The 25,148-nt window shown below is 46.0% G+C and carries 23 protein-coding genes; 5 read left to right on the top strand and 18 right to left on the bottom strand.

The features are described 5' to 3' along the window. Window positions 1–53 precede the first annotated feature (53 nt). On the bottom strand, window positions 54–650 hold the full coding sequence (locus GA0116948_RS14455) for an RNA polymerase sigma factor (RefSeq protein ID WP_089713486.1): 597 nt from the start codon (window positions 648–650) through the stop codon (window positions 54–56). A 465-nt stretch (window positions 651–1,115) separates the two neighbouring features. Between GA0116948_RS14455 and GA0116948_RS14450 the strand changes: the two genes are divergently transcribed. Further along, window positions 1,116–1,892 carry a lipopolysaccharide kinase InaA family protein gene (locus tag GA0116948_RS14450; RefSeq protein ID WP_089713484.1) on the top strand — a complete coding sequence of 259 codons (777 nt, stop codon included), beginning with the start codon at window positions 1,116–1,118 and terminating at the stop codon, window positions 1,890–1,892. A gap of 147 nt (window positions 1,893–2,039) precedes the next feature. Here the strand turns inward: GA0116948_RS14450 and GA0116948_RS14445 are convergent, their stop codons facing one another. From GA0116948_RS14445 to GA0116948_RS14415, 7 genes are all read right to left on the bottom strand, one after another. After that, window positions 2,040–2,555 carry a hypothetical protein gene (locus GA0116948_RS14445; protein WP_089713482.1) on the bottom strand — a complete coding sequence of 172 codons (516 nt, stop codon included), beginning with the start codon at window positions 2,553–2,555 and terminating at the stop codon, window positions 2,040–2,042. A gap of 401 nt (window positions 2,556–2,956) precedes the next feature. Beyond that, complete coding sequence (locus GA0116948_RS14440) at window positions 2,957–3,625, bottom strand: response regulator (RefSeq protein WP_089713480.1); 669 nt, start codon at window positions 3,623–3,625, stop codon at window positions 2,957–2,959. Between the two features lie 10 nt (window positions 3,626–3,635). After that, window positions 3,636–4,382, bottom strand: coding sequence for a sensor histidine kinase (locus GA0116948_RS14435; protein ID WP_089713478.1), 747 nt, complete (start codon window positions 4,380–4,382; stop codon window positions 3,636–3,638). Next, window positions 4,367–5,020: a hypothetical protein gene (locus tag GA0116948_RS14430; protein WP_089713476.1), complete on the bottom strand. Its 654-nt coding sequence runs from the start codon at window positions 5,018–5,020 to the stop codon at window positions 4,367–4,369. Before GA0116948_RS14430 ends, GA0116948_RS14435 begins: the two co-directional genes overlap by 16 nt. 2 nt (window positions 5,021–5,022) lie before the next feature. Continuing rightward, window positions 5,023–5,523: a hypothetical protein gene (locus tag GA0116948_RS14425; protein ID WP_123891819.1), complete on the bottom strand. Its 501-nt coding sequence runs from the start codon at window positions 5,521–5,523 to the stop codon at window positions 5,023–5,025. 46 nt (window positions 5,524–5,569) lie between these two features. Further along, entirely contained in the window at window positions 5,570–6,190 is a 621-nt protein-coding gene (locus GA0116948_RS14420) for a hypothetical protein (RefSeq protein ID WP_089713472.1), read from the bottom strand. A gap of 426 nt (window positions 6,191–6,616) precedes the next feature. Continuing rightward, window positions 6,617–7,024, bottom strand: a complete 408-nt coding sequence (locus GA0116948_RS14415) for a hypothetical protein (protein WP_123891820.1) — start codon at window positions 7,022–7,024, stop codon at window positions 6,617–6,619. A 729-nt stretch (window positions 7,025–7,753) separates the two neighbouring features. Here GA0116948_RS14415 and GA0116948_RS14405 point away from each other — a divergent pair. Further along, entirely contained in the window at window positions 7,754–10,864 is a 3,111-nt protein-coding gene (locus GA0116948_RS14405) for an AsmA family protein (protein WP_089713466.1), read from the top strand. A 127-nt stretch (window positions 10,865–10,991) separates the two neighbouring features. On the opposite strand, the gene purT is transcribed toward GA0116948_RS14405, so the two are convergent. Continuing rightward, window positions 10,992–12,164: a formate-dependent phosphoribosylglycinamide formyltransferase gene (gene purT, locus GA0116948_RS14400; protein ID WP_089713464.1), complete on the bottom strand. Its 1,173-nt coding sequence runs from the start codon at window positions 12,162–12,164 to the stop codon at window positions 10,992–10,994. Between the two features lie 194 nt (window positions 12,165–12,358). Beyond that, window positions 12,359–14,620, bottom strand: a complete 2,262-nt coding sequence (locus GA0116948_RS14395; RefSeq protein ID WP_089713462.1) for a TonB-dependent receptor — start codon at window positions 14,618–14,620, stop codon at window positions 12,359–12,361. A 250-nt stretch (window positions 14,621–14,870) separates the two neighbouring features. On the opposite strand from GA0116948_RS14395, the gene GA0116948_RS14390 reads away from it, so the two are divergent. Next, window positions 14,871–15,221 carry a hypothetical protein gene (locus GA0116948_RS14390; RefSeq protein WP_089713460.1) on the top strand — a complete coding sequence of 117 codons (351 nt, stop codon included), beginning with the start codon at window positions 14,871–14,873 and terminating at the stop codon, window positions 15,219–15,221. A gap of 148 nt (window positions 15,222–15,369) precedes the next feature. Here the strand turns inward: GA0116948_RS14390 and GA0116948_RS14385 are convergent, their stop codons facing one another. From GA0116948_RS14385 to GA0116948_RS14360, 6 genes are all read right to left on the bottom strand, one after another. Beyond that, window positions 15,370–16,281, bottom strand: a complete 912-nt coding sequence (locus GA0116948_RS14385) for a helix-turn-helix domain-containing protein (protein ID WP_089713458.1) — start codon at window positions 16,279–16,281, stop codon at window positions 15,370–15,372. A gap of 64 nt (window positions 16,282–16,345) precedes the next feature. Then, complete coding sequence (locus GA0116948_RS14380) at window positions 16,346–16,765, bottom strand: nuclear transport factor 2 family protein (RefSeq protein WP_089713457.1); 420 nt, start codon at window positions 16,763–16,765, stop codon at window positions 16,346–16,348. 140 nt (window positions 16,766–16,905) lie between these two features. Further along, window positions 16,906–17,628 carry a hypothetical protein gene (locus GA0116948_RS14375; RefSeq protein ID WP_089713455.1) on the bottom strand — a complete coding sequence of 241 codons (723 nt, stop codon included), beginning with the start codon at window positions 17,626–17,628 and terminating at the stop codon, window positions 16,906–16,908. Between the two features lie 100 nt (window positions 17,629–17,728). Beyond that, a complete protein-coding gene (gene msrA, locus GA0116948_RS14370) occupies window positions 17,729–18,235 on the bottom strand; it encodes a peptide-methionine (S)-S-oxide reductase MsrA (RefSeq protein ID WP_089713452.1) in 507 nt (168 codons plus the stop codon). 103 nt (window positions 18,236–18,338) lie between these two features. Next, entirely contained in the window at window positions 18,339–18,908 is a 570-nt protein-coding gene (locus tag GA0116948_RS14365; protein WP_089713450.1) for a Crp/Fnr family transcriptional regulator, read from the bottom strand. After that, window positions 18,908–19,720: an SDR family oxidoreductase gene (locus GA0116948_RS14360; protein WP_089713449.1), complete on the bottom strand. Its 813-nt coding sequence runs from the start codon at window positions 19,718–19,720 to the stop codon at window positions 18,908–18,910. The genes GA0116948_RS14365 and GA0116948_RS14360 overlap by 1 nt, the downstream gene beginning before the upstream one ends. Here GA0116948_RS14360 and GA0116948_RS21300 point away from each other — a divergent pair. Beyond that, window positions 19,713–20,006 carry a hypothetical protein gene (locus GA0116948_RS21300; protein ID WP_165798490.1) on the top strand — a complete coding sequence of 98 codons (294 nt, stop codon included), beginning with the start codon at window positions 19,713–19,715 and terminating at the stop codon, window positions 20,004–20,006. The two genes, GA0116948_RS14360 and GA0116948_RS21300, sit on opposite strands and share 8 nt — an antisense overlap. Before the next feature lie 794 nt (window positions 20,007–20,800). Further along, complete coding sequence (locus tag GA0116948_RS14345) at window positions 20,801–22,030, top strand: PepSY-associated TM helix domain-containing protein (protein ID WP_089713443.1); 1,230 nt, start codon at window positions 20,801–20,803, stop codon at window positions 22,028–22,030. 80 nt (window positions 22,031–22,110) lie between these two features. Here GA0116948_RS14345 and GA0116948_RS14340 read toward each other — a convergent pair whose 3' ends face one another. Together GA0116948_RS14340 and GA0116948_RS14335 are read right to left on the bottom strand one after the other, a co-directional pair. Next, complete coding sequence (locus GA0116948_RS14340) at window positions 22,111–23,625, bottom strand: TlpA disulfide reductase family protein (RefSeq protein ID WP_089713441.1); 1,515 nt, start codon at window positions 23,623–23,625, stop codon at window positions 22,111–22,113. Window positions 23,626–23,687: 62 nt separating this feature from the next. Continuing rightward, window positions 23,688–25,145: a RagB/SusD family nutrient uptake outer membrane protein gene (locus tag GA0116948_RS14335; RefSeq protein WP_165798491.1), complete on the bottom strand. Its 1,458-nt coding sequence runs from the start codon at window positions 25,143–25,145 to the stop codon at window positions 23,688–23,690. Window positions 25,146–25,148 lie beyond the last annotated feature (3 nt).

Below are 25,148 nucleotides of genomic sequence, written 5' to 3'. Positions count from 1 at the left end.
CTTTTATAATTATCCGGTGAGGGAATAAAAAGTACTAAGTGGGTGAAAAAAAATTATTGCAAGGCCAAACCAGCCAGTAATAGCAGGCCGGCCACCAGCAAGGGAGCGCCGTAGCGGCGAATGCGCTCCTTCAGCCGGTTGGTAGCGGCATTCAACTGGTTTTTGATGGTTTGCCCGGAGAGGGATAGTTGTGTGGCAATATCTTTAATAGACAGTTGTTGATCCTTGCGCAATAAATAGATGGTACGCATACGTTCCGGCATACTGGCCACTTCATCGTCCAATATGCCTTGTAATTCTTTATTCACAAGAAGATGGAAACCGGAGGGTGCCGCATGCTCGGGCTGGGAGGCCACTTTCATGGCATAGCGCAGCCTCACTTCACTTTTTTCGTAGTGCTGTAATACTTTGTTGCGTAAAATACCATAGAGATAGGGTAGCAACTTCGTTTCGGCAGTGAGTTGTTCCAGGTTGTGCCAGAAGGCTACAAAGGTCTCTTGCACCAGGTCTTTAGCAATATCTTCCTGTTGGACTTTTTTGTAGGCCTGCGTAAATAAAGGCTGCCAGTATTGTTGGAAGGCGAGTTCAAAAGCCCTGTGCCGGTCAGTGTTACTGATGGACAGTATTTCATCGTCAGGAACATGCACCATAATTTCGGTCGATCGGTTGTAAGGTACATATTATTTTATCAAATGTTAAATGCGGATAATTTGTCAGGCTATAACGCCGGTGAGAAAATTATAACTAATTCGTAAAAATATTTCGGCACATAGGCAACAGCTCAATAATGGCAGGATTAATAAATTTTATAAAGTTATAATATAAAAGACTGTCTTCCCCTCAGGATCCTTTATGGTGAGGAGTTTTATAATATTTACTGTCTGCTGGTATTATATAACCGTTATGGTAACAAGGGCTTCCATTTTTAAAATATATAGTGACAATTAAAGCGATTCAATTTTGTTGTTGTAATTTTGATAAGAACTAATGCACAACCTGACCTGCAACTAAAACCTTGTAGCCTCCCCGGCTGTAAGGTGGTACTTATATTGTAATTGTAACGAACAAAGGATCATCAGCATCAAATTTTTAATCTGTAGCACAAAATAGGAAACATGAGCGTTCACATGGAGATCGCAGCCCAATACGAATTTTTAGGAAAATATATTGAGCATTTGCCGATTAGTTTTAACAGCGTGGGTACAGCAGTACATTCGGGTCGTAATATTATACGGATAGATGTGCAGCAAAATGTAAAGCTGGTTATAAAGTCTTACCGGCAGATATACATTTTTAACCGTTTCTTTTACGCTAATGTGGTTCCATCTAAAGCGAAACGTGCTTTCCTGTATGCACAAAAGCTGCTGAACAAAGGTTTTCAAACACCAGCACCCATTGCTTATATTGAATGCGTGAAAAAGGGATTGATGCGTGACAGTTATTTTGTAAGCACCTATGTAGATTACCAACCATTGCGGGACATTTATCAAATGCCCCGGGAAGAAGCGCTTAAAATTTTGGATCAGCTAGCTGCCCTCACCTGGCAATTGCACCAGGAAGGCATTTACCATAAAGATTACTCCATCGGCAATATTCTCTTTAAAAAGAATGAACAGGGCCATTATGATTTTTCCCTGGTAGACAACAACCGCATGAAGTTCACGAAGGGTTCCTTTGGCGACAGGATGAAAAATCTGCGCCGGCTAGACCTGCCGCTGCCCATGCTGGCCTACTTCTGCCAGCAATATGCCAAGATCAGTGGAGAGAACGATTTACTGTCACTCAGCACCATGCTAAATTACCGTAAGAACCGTTTGGTATACCGTACCCGGAAAGACCGGATAAAACACCTGTTCAAATGGTTTTTACCTTTTAAAGAAAAGAATGCTTGAGCAAAAATTACATATGCAGCCTGTTACTTTTTTTGCAGCGGCCTGCTATGTGCATATAATGAGTCACAGCAATGTATGATAAGAGGAAACGGAGCAAGACGAAGGAATGCCTTATAAATTAGCTGGTTGGAGGAAAAGTCTCTCCGGTTATTGCAGCACGGTGTGGCTGATATAATCATCCAACCCGTTATGGTCTGCTGCGCTCACTAACTGATCCATCAATTTAGTGTGTTTTACGTTTATTCCTTTTTTATACACTTTTATAATGGCCTGCAAGGCCGCCTTCGTAGGGGGCTTTGCGTTTTGATAATCGTTGTTGGTTAAGCACCATGCCGCATATCGGGCCAGGTAAATCATAGACAGTTGCTGGTTTTTATCCATTAGTTTCAGGAGGTGGTTATTTACATGTACCCTTACCGTGGGAGATCCATTGACCCAGCGATAAATAAAGCGGTCGGTAGCCTGGCGCAGTTCGCGCTGATCATCCAGGCTAGTTGCCTCCAGCCAGTCGGCGGCCTGCTGTACCATGGGGCCATAGCGGTCGTAATCTGCTTTTGTTTGCAGGTTGCTATCGCTTGGAAAATTAGGACCTTGCTGCGCTTGGACGGAATGCAGGGGAAGGGAGCACCCTAATGCCAATAAAGAAACGATGATCCATTTCATGCGCAGGAAGTGTTAAAGGGTGCAAGGTACGAAATGCACCTGTTTTTTTAGAAATGAAAACTATGCTGCTGTATGGGCCTGTGCTGGCGTAAATAAATGAGCCGGTCGTACAAAACAACCGGCCGTGAACCTGAGTGATGCTAAATGATAAAGGCGCTCCCGCCTGAGGGAAAGCCTTCCGTACCGGGGGCTTACAAACAAAGTGAAAAAGGGCTAGCGCTGTGGTCCTGACTATTTCAGGCCCATAGGGTGTATGTTGGCAGTAAGTTTTGTTGGCTAGGTTTATTTAATGTTCAACTGATATGTCAAAATAACGATACAACCGGCATGGAAATGCCCGTAGTAATCCCCCATTTTTTTTGCGGGAATTACCTGGTAAGGGTAGGTAGTTTTACGGATGCTTAGCATTTAACTTCAAAAATATTGTAGCGGATGGCGAAGCGTACAAGGCCTGCGGTGTTTTTGCAGCCAATTTTGGCCAGCAGGTTATTGCGATGTCCTTCTACGGTGCGTATGCTGATCAGCAGGCGGGCGGCTATTTCTGCATTGGTGCATTCCTCGCAGACAAGTTTCAGCACATGCAGTTCACGGTCGGTGAGGGTTATGGGAATATTATTGAGGTTTTGAATATCCTGTTGGCGATAACGGGAAGCGTTGCGCATAGCGCTCACACTTTCTGCATTAAAATAAAAACCAAATTGGTAAGTATTATTGATGGTAGTATATAATTCCTGGACTTCACAATTCTTCTTCAGGTAGCCACAGGCCCCGGCTTCAATCATACGGCTCATGTAACGTTCTTCTCCATGCACCGATAGCACGATGACCCGGATAGTGGGGTAGTGCTGACTCAACATGACATTCAGCTCCACGCCATTCATTTCTGGCATGTTCATATCGATGAGGGCAATATCTGGCAGGGTTTCCAGGGCAGACAACTGTTCCAGCAGCAGGCGGCCATTTGCAGCCTGGGCCAGGAGTTGGTAGTCGGGATTGGCCTGCAACAGATTGGCCAACCCTTCCCGGAAAAGGTGCTGATCATCAGCAATGACAATTTTAATCTTTGACATATAGCTAAGGTTATAAGGGCATGGCAATGTGTACCGCAAAGCCTTCGCCCCTGGCGGATGTTATCGTAAAATGGGCTTTAATCATGGCTATTCTGCTTTCTATGTTCCTTAATCCCATGCCCACATGCACACCCGCGTGGATGTCGCAGCCAATGCCGTTGTCGGTGAACTGGATGTGCAGGTGTTGATCCTGGAGATACAGGCGGATGGTAACCTGTGTTGCCTGAGCATGTTTCAAAGTATTGGTGATCAGCTCCTGGAGAATGCGTAGTAGTGCCAGTGCCACCTCGTTGGGCAGTTGATCGGTTGCTATTGCGGCTTCCTGTTTCAGGAGTATGAATTGGCCATTGTGTGCTACTAACTCTTCCAGTGCTGCCGAAAAGCCGAATAAGGCCAGGGCCGGTGGCGACAGGTTGTGTGCAATGCTGCGCACGTTTTGAATAATTTCATCTATCTGCTGTTTGAATAAATTAGGATCCTCCCGGCCCATGCGCATGCGCAGGTTTGCCAGCGCGCCGCCTACTTCATCGTGGAGGTCTTGCCCGATGCGCTGGCGTTCCTGCTCCTGGGAGGTGAGCATGGTGTGCATCAGCGCTTTCTGGTGGGCCATCTCCCGGTCGTGCGCTTGTTGGCGGGAAGCCAGCAGTTTTCGCTGGTTGCGGATGAAGAGCAGCACAAAAGATACCACCAGCAAGGAAATGCCGCCAGTACAGAAAATAATCAGCAGGTAAATGTTGTCACCTATGGTTGCCTGCATTTCAAAAAGCCGATCGTAAACAATAAATACATAGCCAGCAAGAGGGAGGCATGAATGTCCCAAATCAGCACATTCATGCTCACCACTTTCCGGCTCATGTGGGTGATGGTAAAATTAGAAAAAGAAAAGATAAATATCGCGCCGGAAAAATATAAGAGGATGCCAGTGTTAACCCAGTTTAGGGCAGACTGTACCCAGGCCGTGCTGGCGTCGTTCGTTTGCGCAAAATAGGCCAGGCTACAGGCCATAACCAGCAAGGCTTCCAGCGGTCTTGTATAGGTGTTAAAATGCAACAGGCTTTGGAACCAGGTGAAATTAATAATACACAGCAACGGAAAAATAATCATCAGGTAAATCAACATGCGTTTAGCCCGAACGCGATGTAATACCTGCCGGTAAAAATAGGCCATGCACCACCATTCCAGGATGGTGAAAATATGGAGTACCGGCAGGTTATTGATATGGAAATCTGCCAGCGCGATGGCTACTAGGTTTACCAATCCATCCAGCCACAGGTAAAAATAAATGATACGCAACGCCTTACTGAGCGATGGGTAGCGGGTTATGCCCGCCCCAAGGGGCAGCAGCACGCTGAGTGGCACTATAATGCCTGTGTAGATCAGGTAAGCAGAGGGCATAATCAGGCTTTTGGTGGCAGGTAAGCCGTGGCATCATTCACCTCGCTAAAAAGTAAACTTTGCGGATCGCATAGTGTAGGGCAGGGTTGGGTAAAATCATACACCGTACTAACAGAGGCGTCTTGCCGCAAGGCGGATTCCGGGCGCGCATCGGGCGTCTGGGTATAGATCATATCCCTGTTGTTGTAATCTACCGGTACCAACATGCCGGTAATTTGCAACTGTAAAGAAGGATCGGCTATACTCAGGTAAACGCGGATGGATTTTGCGTCGGGATGCTGCTCGCGCAGGAAAATAATATCATCCATATCAATGTGGATGGCGCGGAAAATACATTGGCTGGGCACGGGGGTATGCGTGGCGGCATCGGCAGTGCCGGTGTAAATAGATTGCACCAGCTGCCGCCACTGGTAGGCGCGCGCCATGGCTTCTCCTACAGGAATGGTGGGCGGCGTGTCTTTATCTGTGTTACGGAGGCGTAAGCGAAAAGGGCTGTTCATCATTAAATGGTTTAAGGGTGAAGGATGCATGGCTGGGGAAGCGGCCATGTTATACAATGATAGTAGAAAGTTCTGTGGTGGCGGCTTTGAAGCTGTAAAGCAAAGCGGTTTGATCATCTCCCAGGGGAAAGGTAGCCAGCGCTACTGTCCAGCAGCCAAACAAGGCATATACCTTGGGGCCTTCTATGCGCATGACGGTGGAGGCTGCCTGTCCGTAGGTGGCCAGCGGGGTATTGCCCGTGGCGGCGGCCTGCTGGAAAATGAGGCGGGCAATGTCCTGCACCAGTGCCTGATCGCCGGGAAGGCCCCAGGTACTGAGCGTTGCATACAGTTGTTGTTCCACGGTGTTAATGTGGCCCGCGGGCTGGTAATACAGCACCACGCCCCGGTTGCCCACTGCCTTATCCAGCGTAAGATGGCTGAACGTTCGCTGGAAAATAAAATCGGCATGTAGGTCTGTGGCGTCAAAGGCGGCAGCCAGTTCTGCTGCCAAAGAACTGGTTGCTTTTCCCTGCGGCATCGCCGTGGCGGTGATGGTCGCAGGCAGTGTAAAAGCATAAAGAATGACATCCAGCGCCGCCAGGGCCGGTGCGGGGGCGGTGATCTTTTCTTCCGTTAACTGCAGAATCGTGTCAACGGATAAGGTGTTTGCAGACAGGAATTCTCCCATAAAATAAAAGTTTGGGGGGTGATAAATTAGGTGTGATCCGGGTTTAGGTTGCTGTTGGATAAGGGATATGTTGTGTTGCTTTTGGTATAACTGAGATTAAATATAAGTCATTTATTAAATGCAAGTACAAAGAAATTTTCACTGCGGTATTTTTGCAGTTTATATTTTAAGATAGGCTACAGGAGCGGGTTAGGTCCTGGTTCGGGTTAGATACTGGAAGGCCTTTCTCTTAATCAATAACGTTATTTGATAAAAAAGGGTAGTAAATGGAGTGCGTATAAACTCCCCTTGAAAAGTGGCAATGTTCGGAAGCATATGTGGCGCGTGCTATCGCAAGCGCTCCATCAAGTTGGGGTGCGAAAGATAGGCCCTGCCAAATGTGGATCTTACCGCATATGGGAGGGCCTACAAGACTGCTACGTTTTATTATCTACTCTTGCCAATATCACGGAGATATCTGTTGAAAATAGATAGAAATTTCTTCTGATCGGGTACTTCTAACGCTTCCAGTGTATATCGCTGTTCAAATCCATCCATTGTTAATTTATAATTTTCATAATACTTAGATGGTTGGAATATCTTGATTTCATATAATTTCATTTTTTTTATGCTATCTAGTTGCTTTGATAAGCTATAATCTATGTTTTGAAATTTTTTAGCGGTGTAGGAATAAAATGCTTTTACATGAATGTTCGTATCCTTTTTTGAATAGATCATATATTCTTCTTTCAAAGTTCCTGCCCGCCGGTCATAATGGGCGGATATAAATTTTGCTGAATCATCCCTGAACGCTTCGTAACCATAAATCCTGGTAATCCAACTTTCATGTCTCAAAATGGTATCTACTATATATTGCTTGTTATTGAACAGGGAGGAACTGTCATAAAATGCATAGTAAAATCCAGCACTACTATCCTTTTAATGGACCAGATATCGGAAATTATGCGAGGACCTTTTAACAAATACATTATCATATACAGGAATAGCATACGCGACCATATCCTTGTAATAGTAAATACTCACCGCTATTGTGTCATACACGGTTAGTTTCATTTTCTGGTCATATTCAGGTGCAGGGTGAACTACCCGCACGGCACGTATTTTATCATCATTTGTTGTGGCGGTAATCGTCATGTTGCACATAACAAATGCCCAAAAGATGGCAAGTCCCATTTGTATCATATATTTTTTCATTTTCCCTGTTACCTAAATTATGACTGCTTAATAATCATGAGCAGCATAGAAAGGTTGGGCTAAGGGATTAGCATTTGATTATTTTTTCTTGCTCTCATTTTGATAAGCAGTAATAGCTGCAGGCATTTTATATCCTTTTTTTGATAATGCCAAAAATGGTTGACTCACCTTATTGCTAAAGTTTTTCGTATAAGCTGTAAAATAAAATTACCTGGCCAGACTATTTAGACCTATAAGCTTACCCACCCCTAAAATACCGCCACTGCGCTAAAAATAGGGAGGGTTTTAAAATTGGGCTATCTTTGCGTGCTGAACTGTGGGATTGGTTAGGTATGCAATTTAATCCTTATATATTTCGCGATCATATTTATGCGCAACAAGACCATACTAAAAACGTTTAAAATTTTTATAATATCAGTTGCCGTTTTTTTTGGGTTGCTGTTTTTACTGCCTATCCTGTTTCCTACCACTATTTCCAACAAAATAAAAACGTGGACCAATAAAAGTATTACCGGGGAGATGAATTTCTCTCGGGCAAGGCTTTCTTTTTTTAATCACTTTCCTTCACTCACGCTGGCCTTATACGATTTTACCCTGAAGGGCGCTGCGCCTTTTAAACAGGATACGCTGGTGTCTGCAAACGAGGTGGCGTTGGGGGTGAACCTGGCCAGCTTGTTTTCCGGCTCCCTAAAGATCAATAAGATATTTCTTACTGAAGGCAATGTGCATGTGTTGGTAGATGCCGCCGGCCATCCTAATTACGATATTTACAAGGCATCGCCTGCGGGAGCACAGGAAGCCGAAAACGATAGCAGCAGCGCCTCGCTGCGTATTGAACGCATACAGTTCAGTCATTGCAATATTATTTATGACGATCGCTCCCTGCCCATGTATATCCGGGCGAAGGAAGTGAACTATACGGGTGCGGGCGATCTCAGTAAGGCCCAGTTTGACCTGCGTTCCGCCATCCGTATCGGCTCCTTTGATCTTAGTTATGCGGGTACGCCTTATGTAAAATCCAAGCAACTGGATGGTGAACTGATTACCAAGATCAATACCCAATCGCTGGACCTGATATTTGAAAAAAATGATCTGAAAATTAATGAGCTGCCCGTAAGGCTGAATGGTTCTTTTGGATTCCTGAAAAACGGCTACCGGATGGATTTTAAGCTAAGTTCCATGGAGTCTAGCTTACACGCCATCTTCAGCGCCCTGCCGCCGGAGTACATTACCTGGCTGGATCATACCGATGTAGAAGGTTCGGCAGACGTTACGGCCAGCCTGAGTGGCCAGTACATCGCCGCTACGAATACTATGCCCGACCTGGCTTTTAACATGAAGGTGAGGGATGGTGTGATTAGCAACAACAAAGCGCCAGCACCCATCCGGCACGCCTTTCTCAATTTTGAATCGAGGCTACCGCAGTTGAATATGGATAGCCTGTATGTTAATGTAGATTCTATTTACTTCAACATCGACAAAGACTTCTTCAGCGCCATTATACGCGTGAAGGGGCTGCAAACGCCGGATGTACACGTAAATATTAATACCGATATTGACCTCGAAAAATGGAACAAGGCCATAGGCGGCCAGGCATATGAAATGAAGGGCCGACTGCAAGCCCAATTGCAGGCCGATGGCAGGTATGCCACCTCGGTGGTTTACAAAGGATTACAGCATAAGGCGGATACGGTGCTGGCTAGTATACCAGCGTTTCACCTGCAATCTACTTTCCGCAACGGGTACTTCAAATATGTATCGTTGCCGGCGGCAGTAGATAATATCAGCTTTCATGTGGAGGCATCCTGCCCGGATAACGATTATGCACATACGAAGTTGAATGTGGAAGATATTAATGCCCGTTTGCTGAGCAATTATATCAAAGGGTATTTCCGGCTTAGCAATGCTCAGGCTCCGCTGATAGACGCACAACTGGGCGCAGTACTGCACCTGGCAGACGTGCAGCAATGTTATAAGACAGATAGCCTGGCTATGGGCGGCGATCTGCACCTGAATGTGGTGACCAAGGGAAGTTACCTGCCTGCCAAACGCTTGTTTCCGGTTACCACCGCCCGGCTTATCATGAATAATGGAAGTGTGCAAACGAAATATTACCCGTCCCCCTTACAAAATATACAGGTAGATGCTACAGTAACCAATACCACGGGTACCATGCGTTCCCTGAATGTGAACCTGAAGCCAGTGGCCTTTGAACTGGAGGGGCAGCCCTTCACGCTACAGGCCGATCTGAATAATTTTGACGACCTGCGCTACCGTGTTACATCGCAAGGGGTTATTGACCTGGGTAAAATCTACAAGGTATTTGCAGTGAAAGGATACGACCTGGACGGATTTATTAAAACCAACCTGGCCCTGAGTGGTACCCAGCGCGATGCGATGAACGGGCATTACGATAAGCTGCATAACAAGGGCTCCCTGGTTGTAAAGGATATTGCGCTGAAGACGGAACTGTATCCCTTGCCTTTTATTATTAAGAATGGCACCTTCCGTTTTGACCAGGATAAAATGGTGTTCGACCAGTTCAATGCCAGCTATGGTAAGTCGTTGATAAACCTGAACGGGTACCTGAACAATATGATTGCTTACGCCACGTTGCCGCATCAAAAATTACAGGGGCAATTGAACCTGAAGAGTAATTATATCCTGGTGGATGAAATGATGGTAAATGGCGCACCTGTGGAAAATGCCGCCCCTGTGGCGGCTTCCGGTGTGGTGATGGTGCCGGACAATTTGGGGCTTACCCTCCAGGCCAACGTAAAAAAGATCAGCTTTAAAGGCGTAAATATTGATAGCTTTTATGGACAAGTGGTGATAGACAGCAGTAAGTTGCGCATGAACAATACCGGTTTTCACATCATCGGTGCACCGGTGGAAATGGAGGCGGTATACGCCGCTACCACGCCAGACAGGGCCACGTTCGATTATCGCATCAACGCCCATGAATTCGACATTAAACGTGCTTACAACGAGATAAAGATTTTTCACGACCTGGCCTCCTCTGCCGCTGGTGCCAGTGGGGTGGTGGGGTTAGATTACCACCTGAGCGGACGCCTGGATAAAAATATGAATCCCGTATACCCTTCGATTAAAGGGGAGGGCGTGTTGTCTGTAAAGAAAGTAAAAATGAAAGGTTTCCGGTTATTTAATGCTGTGAGCAGCGCTACCGGTAAGGATGATGTAAAAGACCCCGATCTGTCGAAGGTGGACATCAAGTCTACGATCAACAACAATATTATTACGATAGCACGCACTAAAATGAAGGTGGCCGGTTTCCGGCCCCGTTTTGAGGGGCAGGTAAGCCTGGACGGTAAACTCAATATGACCGGGCGTTTAGGCCTGCCGCCGCTGGGTATATTCGGCATTCCATTTACCGTAACAGGTACTCAAAGTAGCCCCAAGGTGCAGTTGCGCCGGGGTAAGGAACAGGATAAACTGGAAGAAACGGAAGACGATCATTGATCTTTCCGGAGGTGATGTGCTTCCTGGTATCCTGCATTGGCCCTGGTCATTTTGTATACCACCAGGGCAGATGGGGTAGCGCCACTGCCGCTCATCATGGCTGCTACAAAGGCGCTACCTGCCCAATTTAATGGCTCGGTTTTACCTTCACTTCTTTTGCCAGGGCTATGGCCCGCTGTTTAATCTCTTCTACATTGGTTCCAGGCCTATCGTAAGTAAGCACCACGCCCATGCGGCGATAGGGGCGGGTAGTAGGTTTGCCAAAGAGGCGGATGTCTGTTTTGGGTTGCATCAGTACTTTTTCAACACCGGTAAAAACAGGGTGGCTGCCTTCCTGATCTGCGAGTATCACCGCGCTGGCACCATTGCGTTCATGGGTGATCTCTGCAATGGGCAGGCCTAATACGGCACGTGCATGTAAATCAAATTCAGAAAGATTTTGCGTACCTGCCAGTGTTACCATGCCCGTGTCGTGTGGCCGGGGAGACAGCTCTGAAAAATATACGCCTTCCTCCGTCAGAAAAAATTCTACGCCCCATATACCAGCTCCGCCTAATGCTTGGGTGACCTTGGCGGCCATATCCTGCGCCACCAACAGGTGGTCTGGAGCGATGGCTGCCGGCTGCCAGCTTTCCTGGTAATCGCCCCGTTCCTGGCGGTGGCCAATAGGCAGGCAATATAAGGTGGGGCCATGTTGCTGGGTCACGGTCAGTAAGGTGATCTCGGCAGTGAATTTTACAAAGGCTTCCACAATTACTTCGGTCTGATCGCCGCGCTGGCCGTGCTGGGCGTAATGCCAGGCTGTGTCCACGTCTGCCGCGGTTTTGATAACAGACTGCCCCTTGCCGGAGGAAGACATCAACGGTTTTACCACACAGGGAATGCCAACGGCTTCCGTGGCGGCACGCAGTGCTTCCAGGTTGCTGGCGTAACGATAGTTGGCCGTGCGTAACCCCAGTTCTTTGGCTGCAAGATCCCGGATAGCTTTACGGTTCATGGTGAAGTTGGCCGCTTTGGCACTGGGTACTACCTGTATGCCCTGCTTTTCATAATCGTAAAAACGTTCTGTGCGGATGGCTTCTATTTCAGGAACAATGATATCGGGTTGGTGTTTGGCTACAATGCGGTCTAGCGCTTCGCCATCGAGCATATTAATTACTTCCCGTTCTTGGGCTACCTGCTGGGCAGGTGCATCGTTGTAAGCATCTACGGCAATCACATACTGGCCAAGGCGCTGTAGGGAGATCACAAATTCCTTCCCCAATTCACCGGAACCGAGCAGCATAATTTTTTTCTGCATAATGTTGGCTTTGAATGTTGCAAAGCTACAATTTCCTGGCATAATGCTGCTGCGGTAGGTGGCTGGTACATGCTGCGTTAATTAGGATAGTAGGAAAGGCAACAAGCTTGCTTTACAACTCCCAGCCTACTTTCCTGCGGGCGTTGTGGGAGCATGCAAAAATGTTGAAACAACTGGGGCGTTCCTGATTTAGATTAATGGAAGAAGTAGGTTATATGCGCCGTGGCAAAAAACTTTGTTCCTGCGGTGAAAGCAATGCCATCTACCGGTTGCTGGTGTTGCAGCCGGGTTTCCGTTTCAAACTGGGTTTCTTTCCATTTTACATTAAACAGGTTATTAACCGTTACCCCTACCTCATACCGGCGTTTGGTATAGTTTACCACCAGGTCGTTCACAAAATATCCTGCCGCTTTAAGGCTATAGTTTTCATTGGCCGGGCGATCGCCCAGCCAGCGGTAACGCAGGCTGCCATTGAGGCCCGTACCCTTGTTGTACACAATGCCGCCGGTGCTGCTCCATACCGGTGCCAGTGGAATGTAGTTGGCTCCCTTTGGATCTTTAGTAGCACGTCCGTGCGCATAATTTACATCCACATCCAGGTAGAGCGCACGCAGTGGCTGGTAGCGGGCGGAGAAGTCCATGCCCAGGCGCCGGGTAGGGCCGCTGAATTCCACTGTACCACCATCGCCACCATATACATATTCCTGTTGCAAGCGGCTGTACCATACTGCCGCATGGAGTAAAAGATTTTTAGTGGGCTTTAATACCGTACCAATGTCTGACCCAATGGCGGTTGGTAAGGTGGGCAGTCCGTTGGCCGCCACCACAGCCCTGGCATCATTAGAATGAAAGCCCCTGCCTGCAAACCAATACAGCTGGGCCTTGTCGCTGAGCTGGTAGCTTACTTTTATTTTGGGGCTTACCACCTGGTTGTTTGCTTTATACCTGCCCACACCCTGCAAGGTGCTATCCGTGGCCAATTTGTTGTCGTAGCGGTAATTAAAGTGGTCGTAACGCAGGCCGGCGTTGATGGTAAGTCTGTTGGTGAGGCTGAGGGTTTCACTTACATAGGCCCCTGCACCCAGCTCGCTGATGTTTCCCAGCTTAACCGGCCGGATCTCGGTAAATTTATTAACGGTATGGGTGAGTGCCGAACCCAGGGTGCCATCCCAGCGCAGGTTAATGCCCAACTCGGAACGAAGGTGGCTGTTGCCCAGATGGCTTTCATGGGCATAGCTGCCGTTATATCCCATTAGATCGCGGGATTCGCGCTGGCGGATTTCGTCGCCATGAACGGTGTCTTCCAGGAAAAAGGTGAAGTTACTATGCAGGTCAAAAGTATAATGCGAATAGTACAACTGGTTTTTCAACAGGTCGTTGTCTGATAAGCTAGTCGTTAGGGTAGCATTCAGGCTGGTTCTCGCCGTTACGCCGCCTTCATTGGGATCTATAGCGCCGTAAAAGCCAATGATGCCTTCCGCTACCGCCGATTCGGGGATCTGCCCCGATGCCTTCCACTGGCTGTACATCGTGGAAGCAGTGGCCGACAGGTAGTTCCGGGCATTTAACCGGCCATAATACTTGGTGAAGAAATTAAAGCGCTTAAAATGCTGCGGGTTATCAAAATAACTATTGCTGTAACGGTATTCTGATGCAGCATACCAGGATTGCCCTTTTTCTTTTGTTTTTTCTCCCAGAAGATCTACCATACCCAGTACCCGGTAGGTATTGTATTGCCCAGCTTCTGCCCTTACCAGGCTTTGAGGAATAGCATTAGCGGTATGAAAATTTACAAATCCCGTTACGGCCAGGTCGCCTTTTTCTGGATTGTACATGCCTTTTTCATACGTGGTGTGTTCAATGGTTTCTGGGATAATAAAATGACTGTCTGCATATCCCTGCCCATGCGCATGCGACACCATGTTAATGGGCATGCCATCCACACTCATATTAATATCGGTGCCGTGGTCATTATCAAAACCGCGTAAGAATATTTGCTCTGCCTTGCCACCTCCCTGGTGCTGCCCAATGAACAGGCCGGGCACCATCCGCAGCACTTCCTGTGCATTGGAGATACTCCGCATGCGAATATCATTTTCACTGATCGTCTTATAAGGATTGATCCGGTTGGCAGACACCAATACATCGGCCAGTTGTGTGGCTTGGGACGAGAGAAATACCGTATCGGCCATCCCGGCCACTTCGGCTACCGGCAGGGTGCGTGTACGATAGCCTGCCATATGGAAGGTAATCTTTTGTACGCCAGCTGGTAAATGTTTAAAAGCAAATCTTCCATCATCGCGGGTAGTAACCGTTTGCCGGGCTTCACCTGCCTCCACGGTAACGCCGCCCAGCGGTAAGTGGGAAGATTGATCGACGATAGTACCCGCTGCAGATTGGGCATAACATGGAGCAGCGAAGCATAATAAGATTGGAAGTATAATAATTTTATGCATATATCATTCAGCTAAAAATAAAAAGCCGTTGTTAACAAGGTCACCTTATGCTTTTATAGCGGCGGCAGGTAAGTATTAGCAAAAAGGCTCCTGCAAAATAAAAAAAATACATCCCGCAGCGGTAGTGTTATAGACGCTAGAACTGCCTTAGCCTTACAAACTGATTGAGGTCTACTTTTGACGGCGTATTTATCAATCCCGCCTTTGAGGAAAGTGCCCAACCGGTGCAGCCGGTAGACCTGAACAGGTAATGATGGATATTACCAACCACCTTTCGCTGAAGATTGCCCGCAGTCATGCCCGTATCCTTTGTAAATATCTGCCGGTGATAGAAGGCGTGCCAGAATTAAGCTACAAACTGTTTTTTATTCTTATTTCCAATGCATTAAAATTTTCCCATACAGGTTCCTTGCCCCTCGTGACGAATGAATTGGACATTATACATGATGGAGACCTTCAGCATGTACAGATAAGCATGAAGGATACTGAGATTGGATATAATGCAGAAGGCGCCCCGGTGAAATTAGATGCTTTTACCCATTTAAATTCCAAAAATGATTATGGAAATGCCTGGTTGTGGGCTTTTTTTGTGAAAAAATAACGCGCCGGCATGAAGGAATGTTCCAAGTAAATGGCTTGCCTATGCAGGGCGCCCTTTTCATTGTTACATTGCCATTGCGCCATTGCGGCAAGTGCAGCACTTTAATCTTTGGATGGGTAATATCCTTAAATATTTATTGGAGGAAATATTAATTAAAGCCAGCTCGAAATTCAAGAGGACTTTGATTGGTTTTTGTTTTGAACAGTTTGCTGAACGACTGCGAATGCTCAAAACCCAATTCATAGGCGATTTCGCTGACTGGTAAATCTGTGGTGGAAAGTTTTTCTTTTGCTTTTTCGATGAGTTTTTCGTGGATGTGTTGCTGGGTGCTTTGCCCTGTCAGTACTTTCAACAAGCCACTTAAATATTGAGGTGATAGGTTAAGCATTTGGGCAATGTGCCGAACGGTAGGCAGCCCTTTTGACATCAAATCATCGCTGTTAAAATAGTCCGCAAGTAGTTTTTCCAGGCGCTCCAAAATCTGGTGATGGGATTTATCCCTGGTTATGAACTGCCGATTGTAAAATCGTTCCGAATAATTAAGCAAACTTTCAATATGTGAAATGATGATTTGCTTACTATATTTATCGATATTATTATGACATTCTTGCCTGATGTTTTCAATGATATTATTCAATGTTTCTTGTTCCTTTTCTGAAAGGAACAAGGCTTCATTGACGGAATAATCAAAAAAATCACAGTGCTTAATGGTGTTGGTAAGTGAGGTGTTCCACAAAAAATCAGGATGAAGGAGTAATGCCCAGCCGGATTGTTTTAATTCTTTTTCATTATCAATTACAATGGTAAAAATCTGATTAGGCGACATAAAAAACATTACACCACTGTCAAAATCATATTGCTGCTGACCATATTTTAGCTGACTGTTATTGAGATTTTTTTTGAGGGCAATCACATAAAAGTCCATCAATAAATTTTCAGGTTCATCGTGGTGTAAATGCTTAATGGCTTCTACATCAATGACACTAATCAAAGGATGTTCAGGCTTTGGCAAACCTCTTAGCTGATGAAATTCGCTTATGGTTTTAATTCTTTTCGCCATTAATATCCCTATTTTTTATATGCATTTCATTATTATTATTTATCAATTTTCCTGCCATTAATATCTAAAGTGGGATGCCAAAAGTTTTAGACAAAATAATCGGATTAAAGTATTCCGTGTATTCAAAAATTTTTCCGTCTATAAATTTAAATGTTGCTAAATATTGATTTTGATATTTCCCTCCTTGTGCTAAATCTACATTCCCTGAAAATTGAGCAAAGATGAAGTTTGGATCTTCTGTTGTTAAAATTAGTCTCGGGAAAAACTTTATACTTTTAAAACCAAAACGAGCAGCGACTTCACTAAATTCTTTATAGAAACCTTCAGCACCTATTAAATTATTCGGGAATCCATTTGGTGCAAAAGGTTGGAATCCCCGGGCATCTGTAGTGAATAATTCTTGGAAAAAATCAAAATTTTGATCTTCAATTGACGAAAAGAATTTTTCTACTGTCTGTTTGTTTTGTTCAGCAATATTATTCATTTTATGAGTTTTTTATTGCTGTAAAATTGTGAAAAAAAACGAGGGTAAATGTTGCCAAATCTACTTTTGTTGTAGCCAAAAGACAGTAAGCTGTAGTATTACTTAAACTATTCAACGAAAATTGAGCGAAAAAGGGAGCATTAAATTTGCAAGGCAATTTTTACCGGTAGAAAAGCGAAGTCTGTTTGCGTTGCCAGAAGCGATGAGATGTGCGCTCCGGATATGCCATTTCTTGCTGCAATGGAAAGCAACGTAAGGCAAGTGGCAATGGTATCAGGTGCTATGGGAATTACCGTTCCCTGCTGCTGCCGCCAGCGAAGGGTATCCTGCCGAAGTTGCATCACAGGTTCGTTCATCCGGGAAAGCAGTGGGTACCAGACTGCCGGCAGTTGTGCAGCCTGCTGCGCTCCGGTTATATTTTTTGTAGCATTAATGGCATCTGCATACCATTGAAAGGGTATTTGCAACCTTCCCACCGGCTCCTGCCGGATGGCTGTTTTAATATTCTCTCCGATGAAGGTTAAATTTAATAGTTGATAAAACTGCATGTCGGGTGTTGTATTCCTGCGTTCCAGGTAATCAATATATCCCAGATAGTTTATGGATTTGTGGCAGATGCTGGCTATAACACCATAAGGATTATTATGCCGGGTATAACATGCTGCGGCTTTAGCAAACCATACTTTTGCTTTTTCCTGGTCAAGCAATACCTCGTAGGCAGCGGCGTAGAGATATGCGGTGGCTGCCTGCTGGTTTTCCCCGGTTTCATCGGCTTCCAGGTAGGCTGCATAAGCGCTGTAGGCCATTATAAGCGTTCGAAGGGTGGTGCTATCGATGCCCATTAAAGAAGAAAAATCCGCCATGAAAAAGTTTGTTACCGGGAAAAGTTTTGCGTGGTAGAAGAAAAAGGGAAAGGGCGGGCAGGAAGGGACGGGCAAACGGAACTTGTTTGCCCGCCGGTTATTATTTGCTTGCTGTTGTATTTAATTTCCATTCGGGCCTTACAAAATGGCAAGTGTATCCGTAGGGGTTTTTCTGCAGGTAATCCTGGTGTTCTTCTTCTGCGTCCCAGAAATCGGATGCTGGTACAATTTCGGTAACGATAGGGTTACGATATAGGTGGGCGTCCGTAAGTTCCTGCACGAGTGCCGTGGCGGTTGCCTGCTGCGCTTCATCCAGGTAAAAAATAGCCGAGCGATAGGAGCTACCGATATCATTGCCCTGCCGGTTGCGGGTGGTAGGGTCGTGGAGCTGGAAGAAAAATTCAAGTATTTTACGATAAGAAACCACGTTAGGATCAAACTCGATCTTGATAGCTTCTGCATGGGTGCCGTGGTTACGATAAGTAGCATTGGGTACGTCGCCACCGGTATAGCCTACCCTGGTTTTAATGACCCCGGGCAGCGCACGGAACAGCTCCTCCACGCCCCAGAAGCAGCCACCGGCTAATATTGCTGTTTTATTTGACATATAGAACTTTCTTTACCCCAAAGATAACATCATTTGTGCCAGGGTCACCATAAGGGAGGGTGTAAATTATAGTACTTACCCGTATTTTTCGGCATGTTTGCCTCTACCGCATGTTTTTTCTTATTCTGCTTAGCGAAGTGGGGGTAATCCCCACATAAGAGGCAATGTAAATGAGCGGAATTCTATTGGCCAGATTAGGAAAATTTTGTAAAAAAGTTGTGTACCTGGTTTGAGCATCTGTAGACAGCATGGGTTGTACTACATTTACTTTATCCAGCAGCGTTTTAATAGTGACTTTATGCATTATTTTATCCCAATCGATAATGGTTTCCGACAATGCTTTGAAGTTATCATAAGAAAAAGAGATCAGTTGACAATCTGTGACGGCGCGAATGTAAATCATGGATGTCATTTGGTGAATAAAACTCTCCACATCTGCTACGAAATGGTTTTCATCAACAAAATGATGTACGATTTCTTCTCCTTTGTTGTTGTAATAGCAAATCATCAAAACGCCTTCTTTTACAAAACCAATATGCCTGGCTATTTTTCCCGCTTCCAGGAAATACTCTCCCTTGGCTACCTTTTTTTCTTCCGCTTTTTTTTTGATCAGCTCAATTTGCTGAAGATTGAGCGGTCCGAATTGCAATAAATAGTTGATAAGTGCTTCCATTATTTATTTGTCAAAAAAAAATTTTTCCTTTCCTGTAATATTACATCTAATCCTTTTTTACTCAATTCCTGGTATCTTGTTACTGCATCGTTGCCTGCAAAGTAATGAATTTGTTGTTTACCATCGGTGGCAGCCTCATATACCGCTGCTGCAATGGTGGATGGAAGGTCTGCATTTGCAGCAGCTGCTGGATCTGCGTATGCAGCCAATACTTTATTGATATCATCCTGGTAGGCTTCATGAAATTTTACTTGGGCGTTCCCTACAAAATTGGTCTGCATCAACCCTGGAACAATGGTTTTGATATAAATATGCTTCGCTGCTAATTCATAAAACATTCCCGTAGACCAGCTTTCTAAGGCAGCCTTGCTGCTTACATACAATGCCATAAAAGGGTCTGGGATATAAGCGCCTAAAGCTGTAGTCGTGAGGATAACACCACTTTTTCTCGCGGTGAAGTAGGGGAGAAATGCCCGGGTAAGGCGGATGGCTCCAAAGACATTAGTATTAAATTGTTGTTCCAGTTGATCGTCCGTAATTGCTTCCAATGGACCGGCTAACACATACCCTGCATTGTTAAATAGTACATCCACCGGGCTGATTTTTTCTGCGAGTGCTACCGTTTCCACTATTTGCTGTGGATGGCTGATGTCTAACGGTAAAATGTGCAAATTAGGTAATTGAGAAAGTTCGGTTTCATTTTCGGGTGTTCGCATGGTGGCGATTACAGTCCATCCTTTTTCGGAGAATAATTTGGCAGTAATTTTACCTAATCCTGAAGAGGCACCTGTTATAAAAATTGTTTTGCTCATTGTATTAAAGTTTATTGCAAAGAACACACATTCTACACTGTCACGACTTGCCATTTGGCAAGAAATTGAAAAAATGGCATTGTTAATTTTCAATTCTGGTGAAACTGTGGATGAAAAGCTGAAGTTCTTACTTTTTTACGTGGTTCCCCACCTTCGTATTAATTCCATACGTGTAGTTGGTGCTGATAATAATATCATTGCAATCAAAATGCTTTACAATGCCGGATTCTTGGAGCACCACCACCCAGCAAGTATTTTGGTGCATACCGTAATCTATAATAAATAGGGTATGACCTTTTCCAAGGGGAGTTTCTACTGTTATAGCGGGATCTAATTGTAAAATCATTGTAGAAGTTGTTAAGGAAGTATAGCACCTGCATAATTTTTATGCAGGGTAATACAACAAAAAGAATATCATTCACAAGACGCTTTTAACCAATGCGTTCACCTCACGTTGTTGTATTCCATGCGGGGGTAGTCTTACGGCCCTATATGCTGCTGATCTATCTATGGCTGCGACACATATTACTATTTTAAGCCTTAAAAATGGCGTACACAGCCCTAATGGCCGCTATAATTTATTAAATACATCTCTAGGATTAATTATACAAATATCCTACCATCACTAAAATATTTAGCATACTCCATTACACTGTGTATTTTTCTTCCCGTAATTAATAATTTAACGCCCCATTTAAAGCACTAAACCCGCTTTTAGGCCTTTTGTGGGATGGGGGTTTTGAATAAACAGGCTGGGCTATTAGGCCAGACAAGATGAAGGAAAAGATGCTTGAGACCGGCTAGGATGGATTATATTGTGTAACGGTATCGTATATACGTAGTAGTTTTTATGCCAGGTCTTATATTACCTGAAATATGGATGTTTCGAACATTGGGGGCCATTTTTTACTGGGGTAGCTACCGGGATGAATGGCTGGGATGGGGTCGTTGTGATCCGCTGCTGTAGCCGCTTTTCCGGATTGGATTAAATTGTTTCCCGTTTCGATTACCTGCTCCTCCCCGCCGGCAATACATTTGTGCATTAAACCATTATACTGATTGGATCATTTAGATAGCAGTATGAAAAAGAAAAAACCGCAGGCTCGCAGTAGTTTTTACCGGGTTGCGGCGTGGCTGCATTTGTGGCTGGGGCTGATTTCGGGGGCTATTATGGTGGTGGTATGCGTAACTGGTTGCATATGGGTATTCCAGGACGAGATTACCCTGCTTACGCATCCGGAAATGAAGGTTACGGCACAGGATAAGCCGGTAATTACCCCCGCTGCGTTATTGAATATAGCTGGTGCTGTATGCCCCGGCAAGCGGCCTGTGTATGCTATCTACCAGCAGAACAGGGCTATAACAATGGGGCTGGGTGTAGATAGCCTGGGCATGGCTATGCTGCGCGTACATCCTTACACCGGGCAGGTGCTCAGTCTGGAACGGCGCAAAGCAGGAGAAACAGATTTTTTTCGTTTTATCCTGAACGGGCATCGTACTTTGTGGTTGCCCAAAGCGATTGGCAGGCCTATCGTAGATTATGGTACTTTGTTATTTGTATTGATCCTGCTCTCCGGCATTGTGCTGTGGTGGCCGCGCAAATGGACGAAAGCAGCACGGCAGCAGGGTTTCAGTATTAAGTGGAAGGCCAGTCTGAAACGGGTGAATTATGACCTGCATAAAGTGCTTGGTTTTTATGCACTACTCGTATTGCTAGTCAGTGGCCTTACGGGTTTGGTGTTTGGGGTAGCTTGGTTTAGCAAGGGCTTGTATTGGGTTACGTCGGGTGGGAATTCGCTTCCAGCGAACATTATTAACCGTTCTGATACCTCCTTGCCTCGGGCAACTAGGTACACACTTTCCCAGGCCATAGACCATTCGTGGAATAAGGTATTAACCCAATTTCCGGCGGCGCAGGGATTTTATGTGGTCTTTGCGGATACTGCAAGGGCTTCGTCGGTAATTGCCATCAGTATTTATCCCAGTGCCGGCAAGTATTATGATAGGTGTACTGTAAATTTTGACCAGCATACGGGTAAGCAATTACCCTTTCCCAATAAGCTGTTTGAAACCAGTTATGCAGCATCGTCTGGAGCAGCAAAGTTAAGGCGTATGAACTACGATATTCACGTGGGCAGCATGCTGGGGTTGCCTGGTAAAATCTTACTGTTTTTCACCACGCTTATCGGTGCCAGCTTGCCTATAACGGGGTTTATGATCTGGTGGGGTAAGCATAAAAAAAAGGGTGTTGCCCCTGCGCGCAAAGTCGAGGCAAAGCTCAGCACCAGTGCGTCCCGCTTACCATCGTAATAAGCATATTAAAAGTGAAAAGAGGCTACCACGGGTTTTGTCCCGGCGTAGCCTCTTTCTTTTTGCGTATTGATGGCTGCTTACGCGGGATGCGTAAGTAGCAGGTCTATCATGGCGTTCAGAAGTGGTTCATTGTCTTTATTAATGCGGAAATTCGAAAATACCACCCGTCCCTGTTGGTCAATCAGGAAGTTGACCGGGGCGGCCCCTCCATTGTTCAGGTTACCTTTTACCCTGTCTTTTATCTCTTCCAGAGGTGTAAATGTATATCCACTTTGTTTCATGAAAGAACGTACATAGTCGTTTTGTTCAGACTCTATGTTGATGCCCACGTAGGCTACCGCCTTGTCTTTATATTGATCAATGACGTGCTGGAAATGCGGGAATTCACCGCGGCAGGGACCGCAGCCGGGAAACCAGTAAGTGAGCAGCACTACTTTACCTTTAAAATCAGACAGCGAGGCGTTGCCGGGCGTGAGGTAACGTTTTAAGGTAAAGGGAGTGGCGGGTTGGGCCTGAGCCACCAGGCGCTGATAAAGTTCAGCAATTACCTGCTCTTTATTCTTACCTAATTGAGCGCCATATTGAACGATGCCATTGTGAAGCTCCAAGCTAGGTGATTTAAAAAAGGCCGTAATAAGTGAATCGTATGCTATGTCGATGCGCCCTAAACTGGCATTGGCCTTGGCTTTCAGTAATATAAGCTGGTCTTTAATGGGAGAGTAACGGGAAACTTTGATGGTAGATAATACCGCGAGTGCTGAGTCGCCGGGCAGCGATTGGGTGCGCTGTAGCTTTTGTGCTAAAATTACCTTATCGTCCCACTTGTTTGGCGCGCCATCGGTTTTCATTTGTGCGATGGATGTAGCCAGTGATACGGCTTTAGCAGGATCTCTTTTCAGCAGCAGTTCATAATAATCATTAGTGCCGGCAGCAGACCAGGAGTCGGTAAGGGGAGAATAACTATTTTTCAGTTGCTCATAAATCTTTATTTTTTCCAACGTGTCGATTGTGTAGTTAGCCAGCCAGTAGAGCGATTGTGCGCCCCGGGTGTTATTGGGAAAACGGCTTGCTACCTCCAGCGAGAGCGTACGGAAGCGCGCAGTATCTGTGTCGCGGAATGAGTTGGCGTAATAAAATGCGTATTGGACATTGTTGGTATCGGCATTTTTAGCTTTCTCCAGGTATTGTTGTCCGCCTTTGAAGTCGCCCCAGCGTTCGGCATCTATCCACAGCTTGCCCCAAGCATCAGCCATTTTGGGCTGGAGGGCTACGGCTTTCAATAGATAAGGCCTTGCTTTAGGGCTTTCCTGATCGGCAAATGCTTCACCGATGGCAAATAATACGGTGGCATTATTAGGGAATTGGGCGATCCATTTTTTGTATTGTGCTTCAGAGGCAGCGTTCAGGCCCGCCGCTGCCAAATAAGCCTCATGGGCCTTCAGGCTATCGGGCATTTGCTGTACGGCAGCAATGAGTTTGTTCAACGAGTCTTTGTCGGGTGCGGGAGTGCGTGTACTTTGCGCATAAGCGTTGTCCATAGCACCGCCCAGCAATAGGGCGGTGGCGATGACGATGAGATAATACTTTTTCATGGTGGTTGTTGTAAATGTGATTAAATAGTAAAGGTGTCGGCTTTGTTATGCCGTTGCTATTTTTAATAAGTGTTTTGGGTGATCTGCCCCTTGCTTACGTCGATTTCTTTTTGTGAGATAGGCACCAGCAGGCGTTTGTTGTTGAGGGTGTATGTATGCGGAGTGTTCATGTCTACCCCGGTGATGGATACCGTATAGAAATCTCGGGACACCGTCACATCATCGCTCGGATCGTCGTTCACACTAAACCGGCGGATGTCGTACCAGCGCATGGTGAAGGGTAGTTCTCTTCTTCTTTCTTCCAATACGGCCTTCAGGGCGGCGGGTTGTGAAGTGGCGGTGAGGGCCGTATAAGGGCTGATGCGTTTTTCGCGCAAGGTATTGGCTGCACCCAGGGCACCATTAATGTCGCCTTTGCGGGCCAGTGCTTCGGCCTTGTTCAGCAATACTTCTGCCACGGTAAATCCTGCGGGAATATAGCGTCCATCGTAGAAGAAGGTATAACGGGTAGTACCGCGATAGGTGACAGACATGCGCCGGCCCCCGTTGTGGATAAAGAAGCCTTTAAACCGCAGGTCGTGTTGCTGATCGTAGAGGTTCATCAGCGCAGTGCTGGGATTGTACCATTGGGAAGAATAGTAGGTGTAACGGGTGTAAAAAGATTCCGGCCAATACAGGAATTTGGCAGGCGTCCAGCTATTCAGGTCCAGGTATCGCAGCGTATCGATGGGATTCGTGTAATAAGCCGGTGTGCCGGGTTGTAGGGTACTAAAGTCCACCAGCTTGGCCGTGGTCGTGGCCAGGGCAAGGTTTGCCTGCTGAATAGCGTTATCATAATCTCCGGTGAAGAGGTAGTAGCGGCTCAGGAAAGCGGCGATAGATTTTTTGCTAACGCGCCAGGCCCGGCGGGGATCTACATCGTCATAGGTTACTTTTTGCGCTTCAACAATATCGGCCATGATAAAGTCGTACGTTTCTTTGAGCGATGCACGCTTGAGCGATTCGGTGTACTCGGTGGTTTTCTTTAGCGGTACGCCCGGACTTTCCAGGTTGGCTGCGGAGTAAGGTGCGGCGTAGTGATTAACCAGTACCCAGTATGAATAGCCACGGATGAAGTGGGCATCGGCCCGCACCCGCTCCCGGGTACTGTCGTCGCCGGTTACGGCATCTATGTTTTCCAGTATCAGGTTGGCCGTAAATATCTTCTTGTATTCACCATTCCATAAAGCATCGGAGGACGCATTTTCCACCCCGTCTACACTGAAAGTATAGTATTGCAGATTGTCTGTGGTGAAAGCGCTTGGACTGGCAGCATACAATTCTTTCGTGATTTCATTGTCGTCGGTAGACAGAATGGTCGAGAAATCTGGCTCGTAGGCAAATTGGGTGGCATTATCTACCAGTGCTTCCAATTGTGCCACGGTTTGTACGCTGGCCTGCTTGCGTGGTTCTTCTGCAAGGTATTTCTTGCAGCCAGTAGAGAGCAGGGCTATGAGGAGGTAAGTTGATAATCGTTTCATGGT

The organism is Chitinophaga costaii (assembly GCF_900094705.1).
In the GTDB taxonomy this organism is placed as follows: Bacteria; Bacteroidota; Bacteroidia; order Chitinophagales; family Chitinophagaceae; genus Chitinophaga; species Chitinophaga costaii.
Note: the sequence above shows the minus strand (reverse complement) of the source record. Positions and strands in the feature narration are given on the sequence as shown.

Excerpts from the sequence above, each read along its gene's own strand:
- GA0116948_RS14455 (WP_089713486.1), bottom strand. The coding sequence starts at position 650 with ATGGTGCATGTTCCTGACGATGAAATACTGTCCATCAGTAACACTGAC.
- GA0116948_RS14450 (WP_089713484.1), top strand. The coding sequence starts at position 1,116 with ATGAGCGTTCACATGGAGATCGCAGCCCAATACGAATTTTTAGGAAAA.
- GA0116948_RS14445 (WP_089713482.1), bottom strand. The coding sequence starts at position 2,555 with ATGAAATGGATCATCGTTTCTTTATTGGCATTAGGGTGCTCCCTTCCC.
- GA0116948_RS14440 (WP_089713480.1), bottom strand. The coding sequence starts at position 3,625 with ATGTCAAAGATTAAAATTGTCATTGCTGATGATCAGCACCTTTTCCGG.
- GA0116948_RS14435 (WP_089713478.1), bottom strand. The coding sequence starts at position 4,382 with ATGCAGGCAACCATAGGTGACAACATTTACCTGCTGATTATTTTCTGT.
- GA0116948_RS14430 (WP_089713476.1), bottom strand. The coding sequence starts at position 5,020 with ATGCCCTCTGCTTACCTGATCTACACAGGCATTATAGTGCCACTCAGC.
- GA0116948_RS14425 (WP_123891819.1), bottom strand. The coding sequence starts at position 5,523 with ATGATGAACAGCCCTTTTCGCTTACGCCTCCGTAACACAGATAAAGAC.
- GA0116948_RS14420 (WP_089713472.1), bottom strand. The coding sequence starts at position 6,190 with ATGGGAGAATTCCTGTCTGCAAACACCTTATCCGTTGACACGATTCTG.
- GA0116948_RS14405 (WP_089713466.1), top strand. The coding sequence starts at position 7,754 with ATGCGCAACAAGACCATACTAAAAACGTTTAAAATTTTTATAATATCA.
- purT (WP_089713464.1), bottom strand. The coding sequence starts at position 12,164 with ATGCAGAAAAAAATTATGCTGCTCGGTTCCGGTGAATTGGGGAAGGAA.
- GA0116948_RS14395 (WP_089713462.1), bottom strand. The coding sequence starts at position 14,620 with ATGCATAAAATTATTATACTTCCAATCTTATTATGCTTCGCTGCTCCA.
- GA0116948_RS14390 (WP_089713460.1), top strand. The coding sequence starts at position 14,871 with ATGATGGATATTACCAACCACCTTTCGCTGAAGATTGCCCGCAGTCAT.
- GA0116948_RS14385 (WP_089713458.1), bottom strand. The coding sequence starts at position 16,281 with ATGGCGAAAAGAATTAAAACCATAAGCGAATTTCATCAGCTAAGAGGT.
- GA0116948_RS14380 (WP_089713457.1), bottom strand. The coding sequence starts at position 16,765 with ATGAATAATATTGCTGAACAAAACAAACAGACAGTAGAAAAATTCTTT.
- GA0116948_RS14375 (WP_089713455.1), bottom strand. The coding sequence starts at position 17,628 with ATGGCGGATTTTTCTTCTTTAATGGGCATCGATAGCACCACCCTTCGA.
- msrA (WP_089713452.1), bottom strand. The coding sequence starts at position 18,235 with ATGTCAAATAAAACAGCAATATTAGCCGGTGGCTGCTTCTGGGGCGTG.
- GA0116948_RS14365 (WP_089713450.1), bottom strand. The coding sequence starts at position 18,908 with ATGGAAGCACTTATCAACTATTTATTGCAATTCGGACCGCTCAATCTT.
- GA0116948_RS14360 (WP_089713449.1), bottom strand. The coding sequence starts at position 19,720 with ATGAGCAAAACAATTTTTATAACAGGTGCCTCTTCAGGATTAGGTAAA.
- GA0116948_RS14345 (WP_089713443.1), top strand. The coding sequence starts at position 20,801 with ATGAAAAAGAAAAAACCGCAGGCTCGCAGTAGTTTTTACCGGGTTGCG.
- GA0116948_RS14340 (WP_089713441.1), bottom strand. The coding sequence starts at position 23,625 with ATGAAAAAGTATTATCTCATCGTCATCGCCACCGCCCTATTGCTGGGC.
- GA0116948_RS14335 (WP_165798491.1), bottom strand. The coding sequence starts at position 25,145 with ATGAAACGATTATCAACTTACCTCCTCATAGCCCTGCTCTCTACTGGC.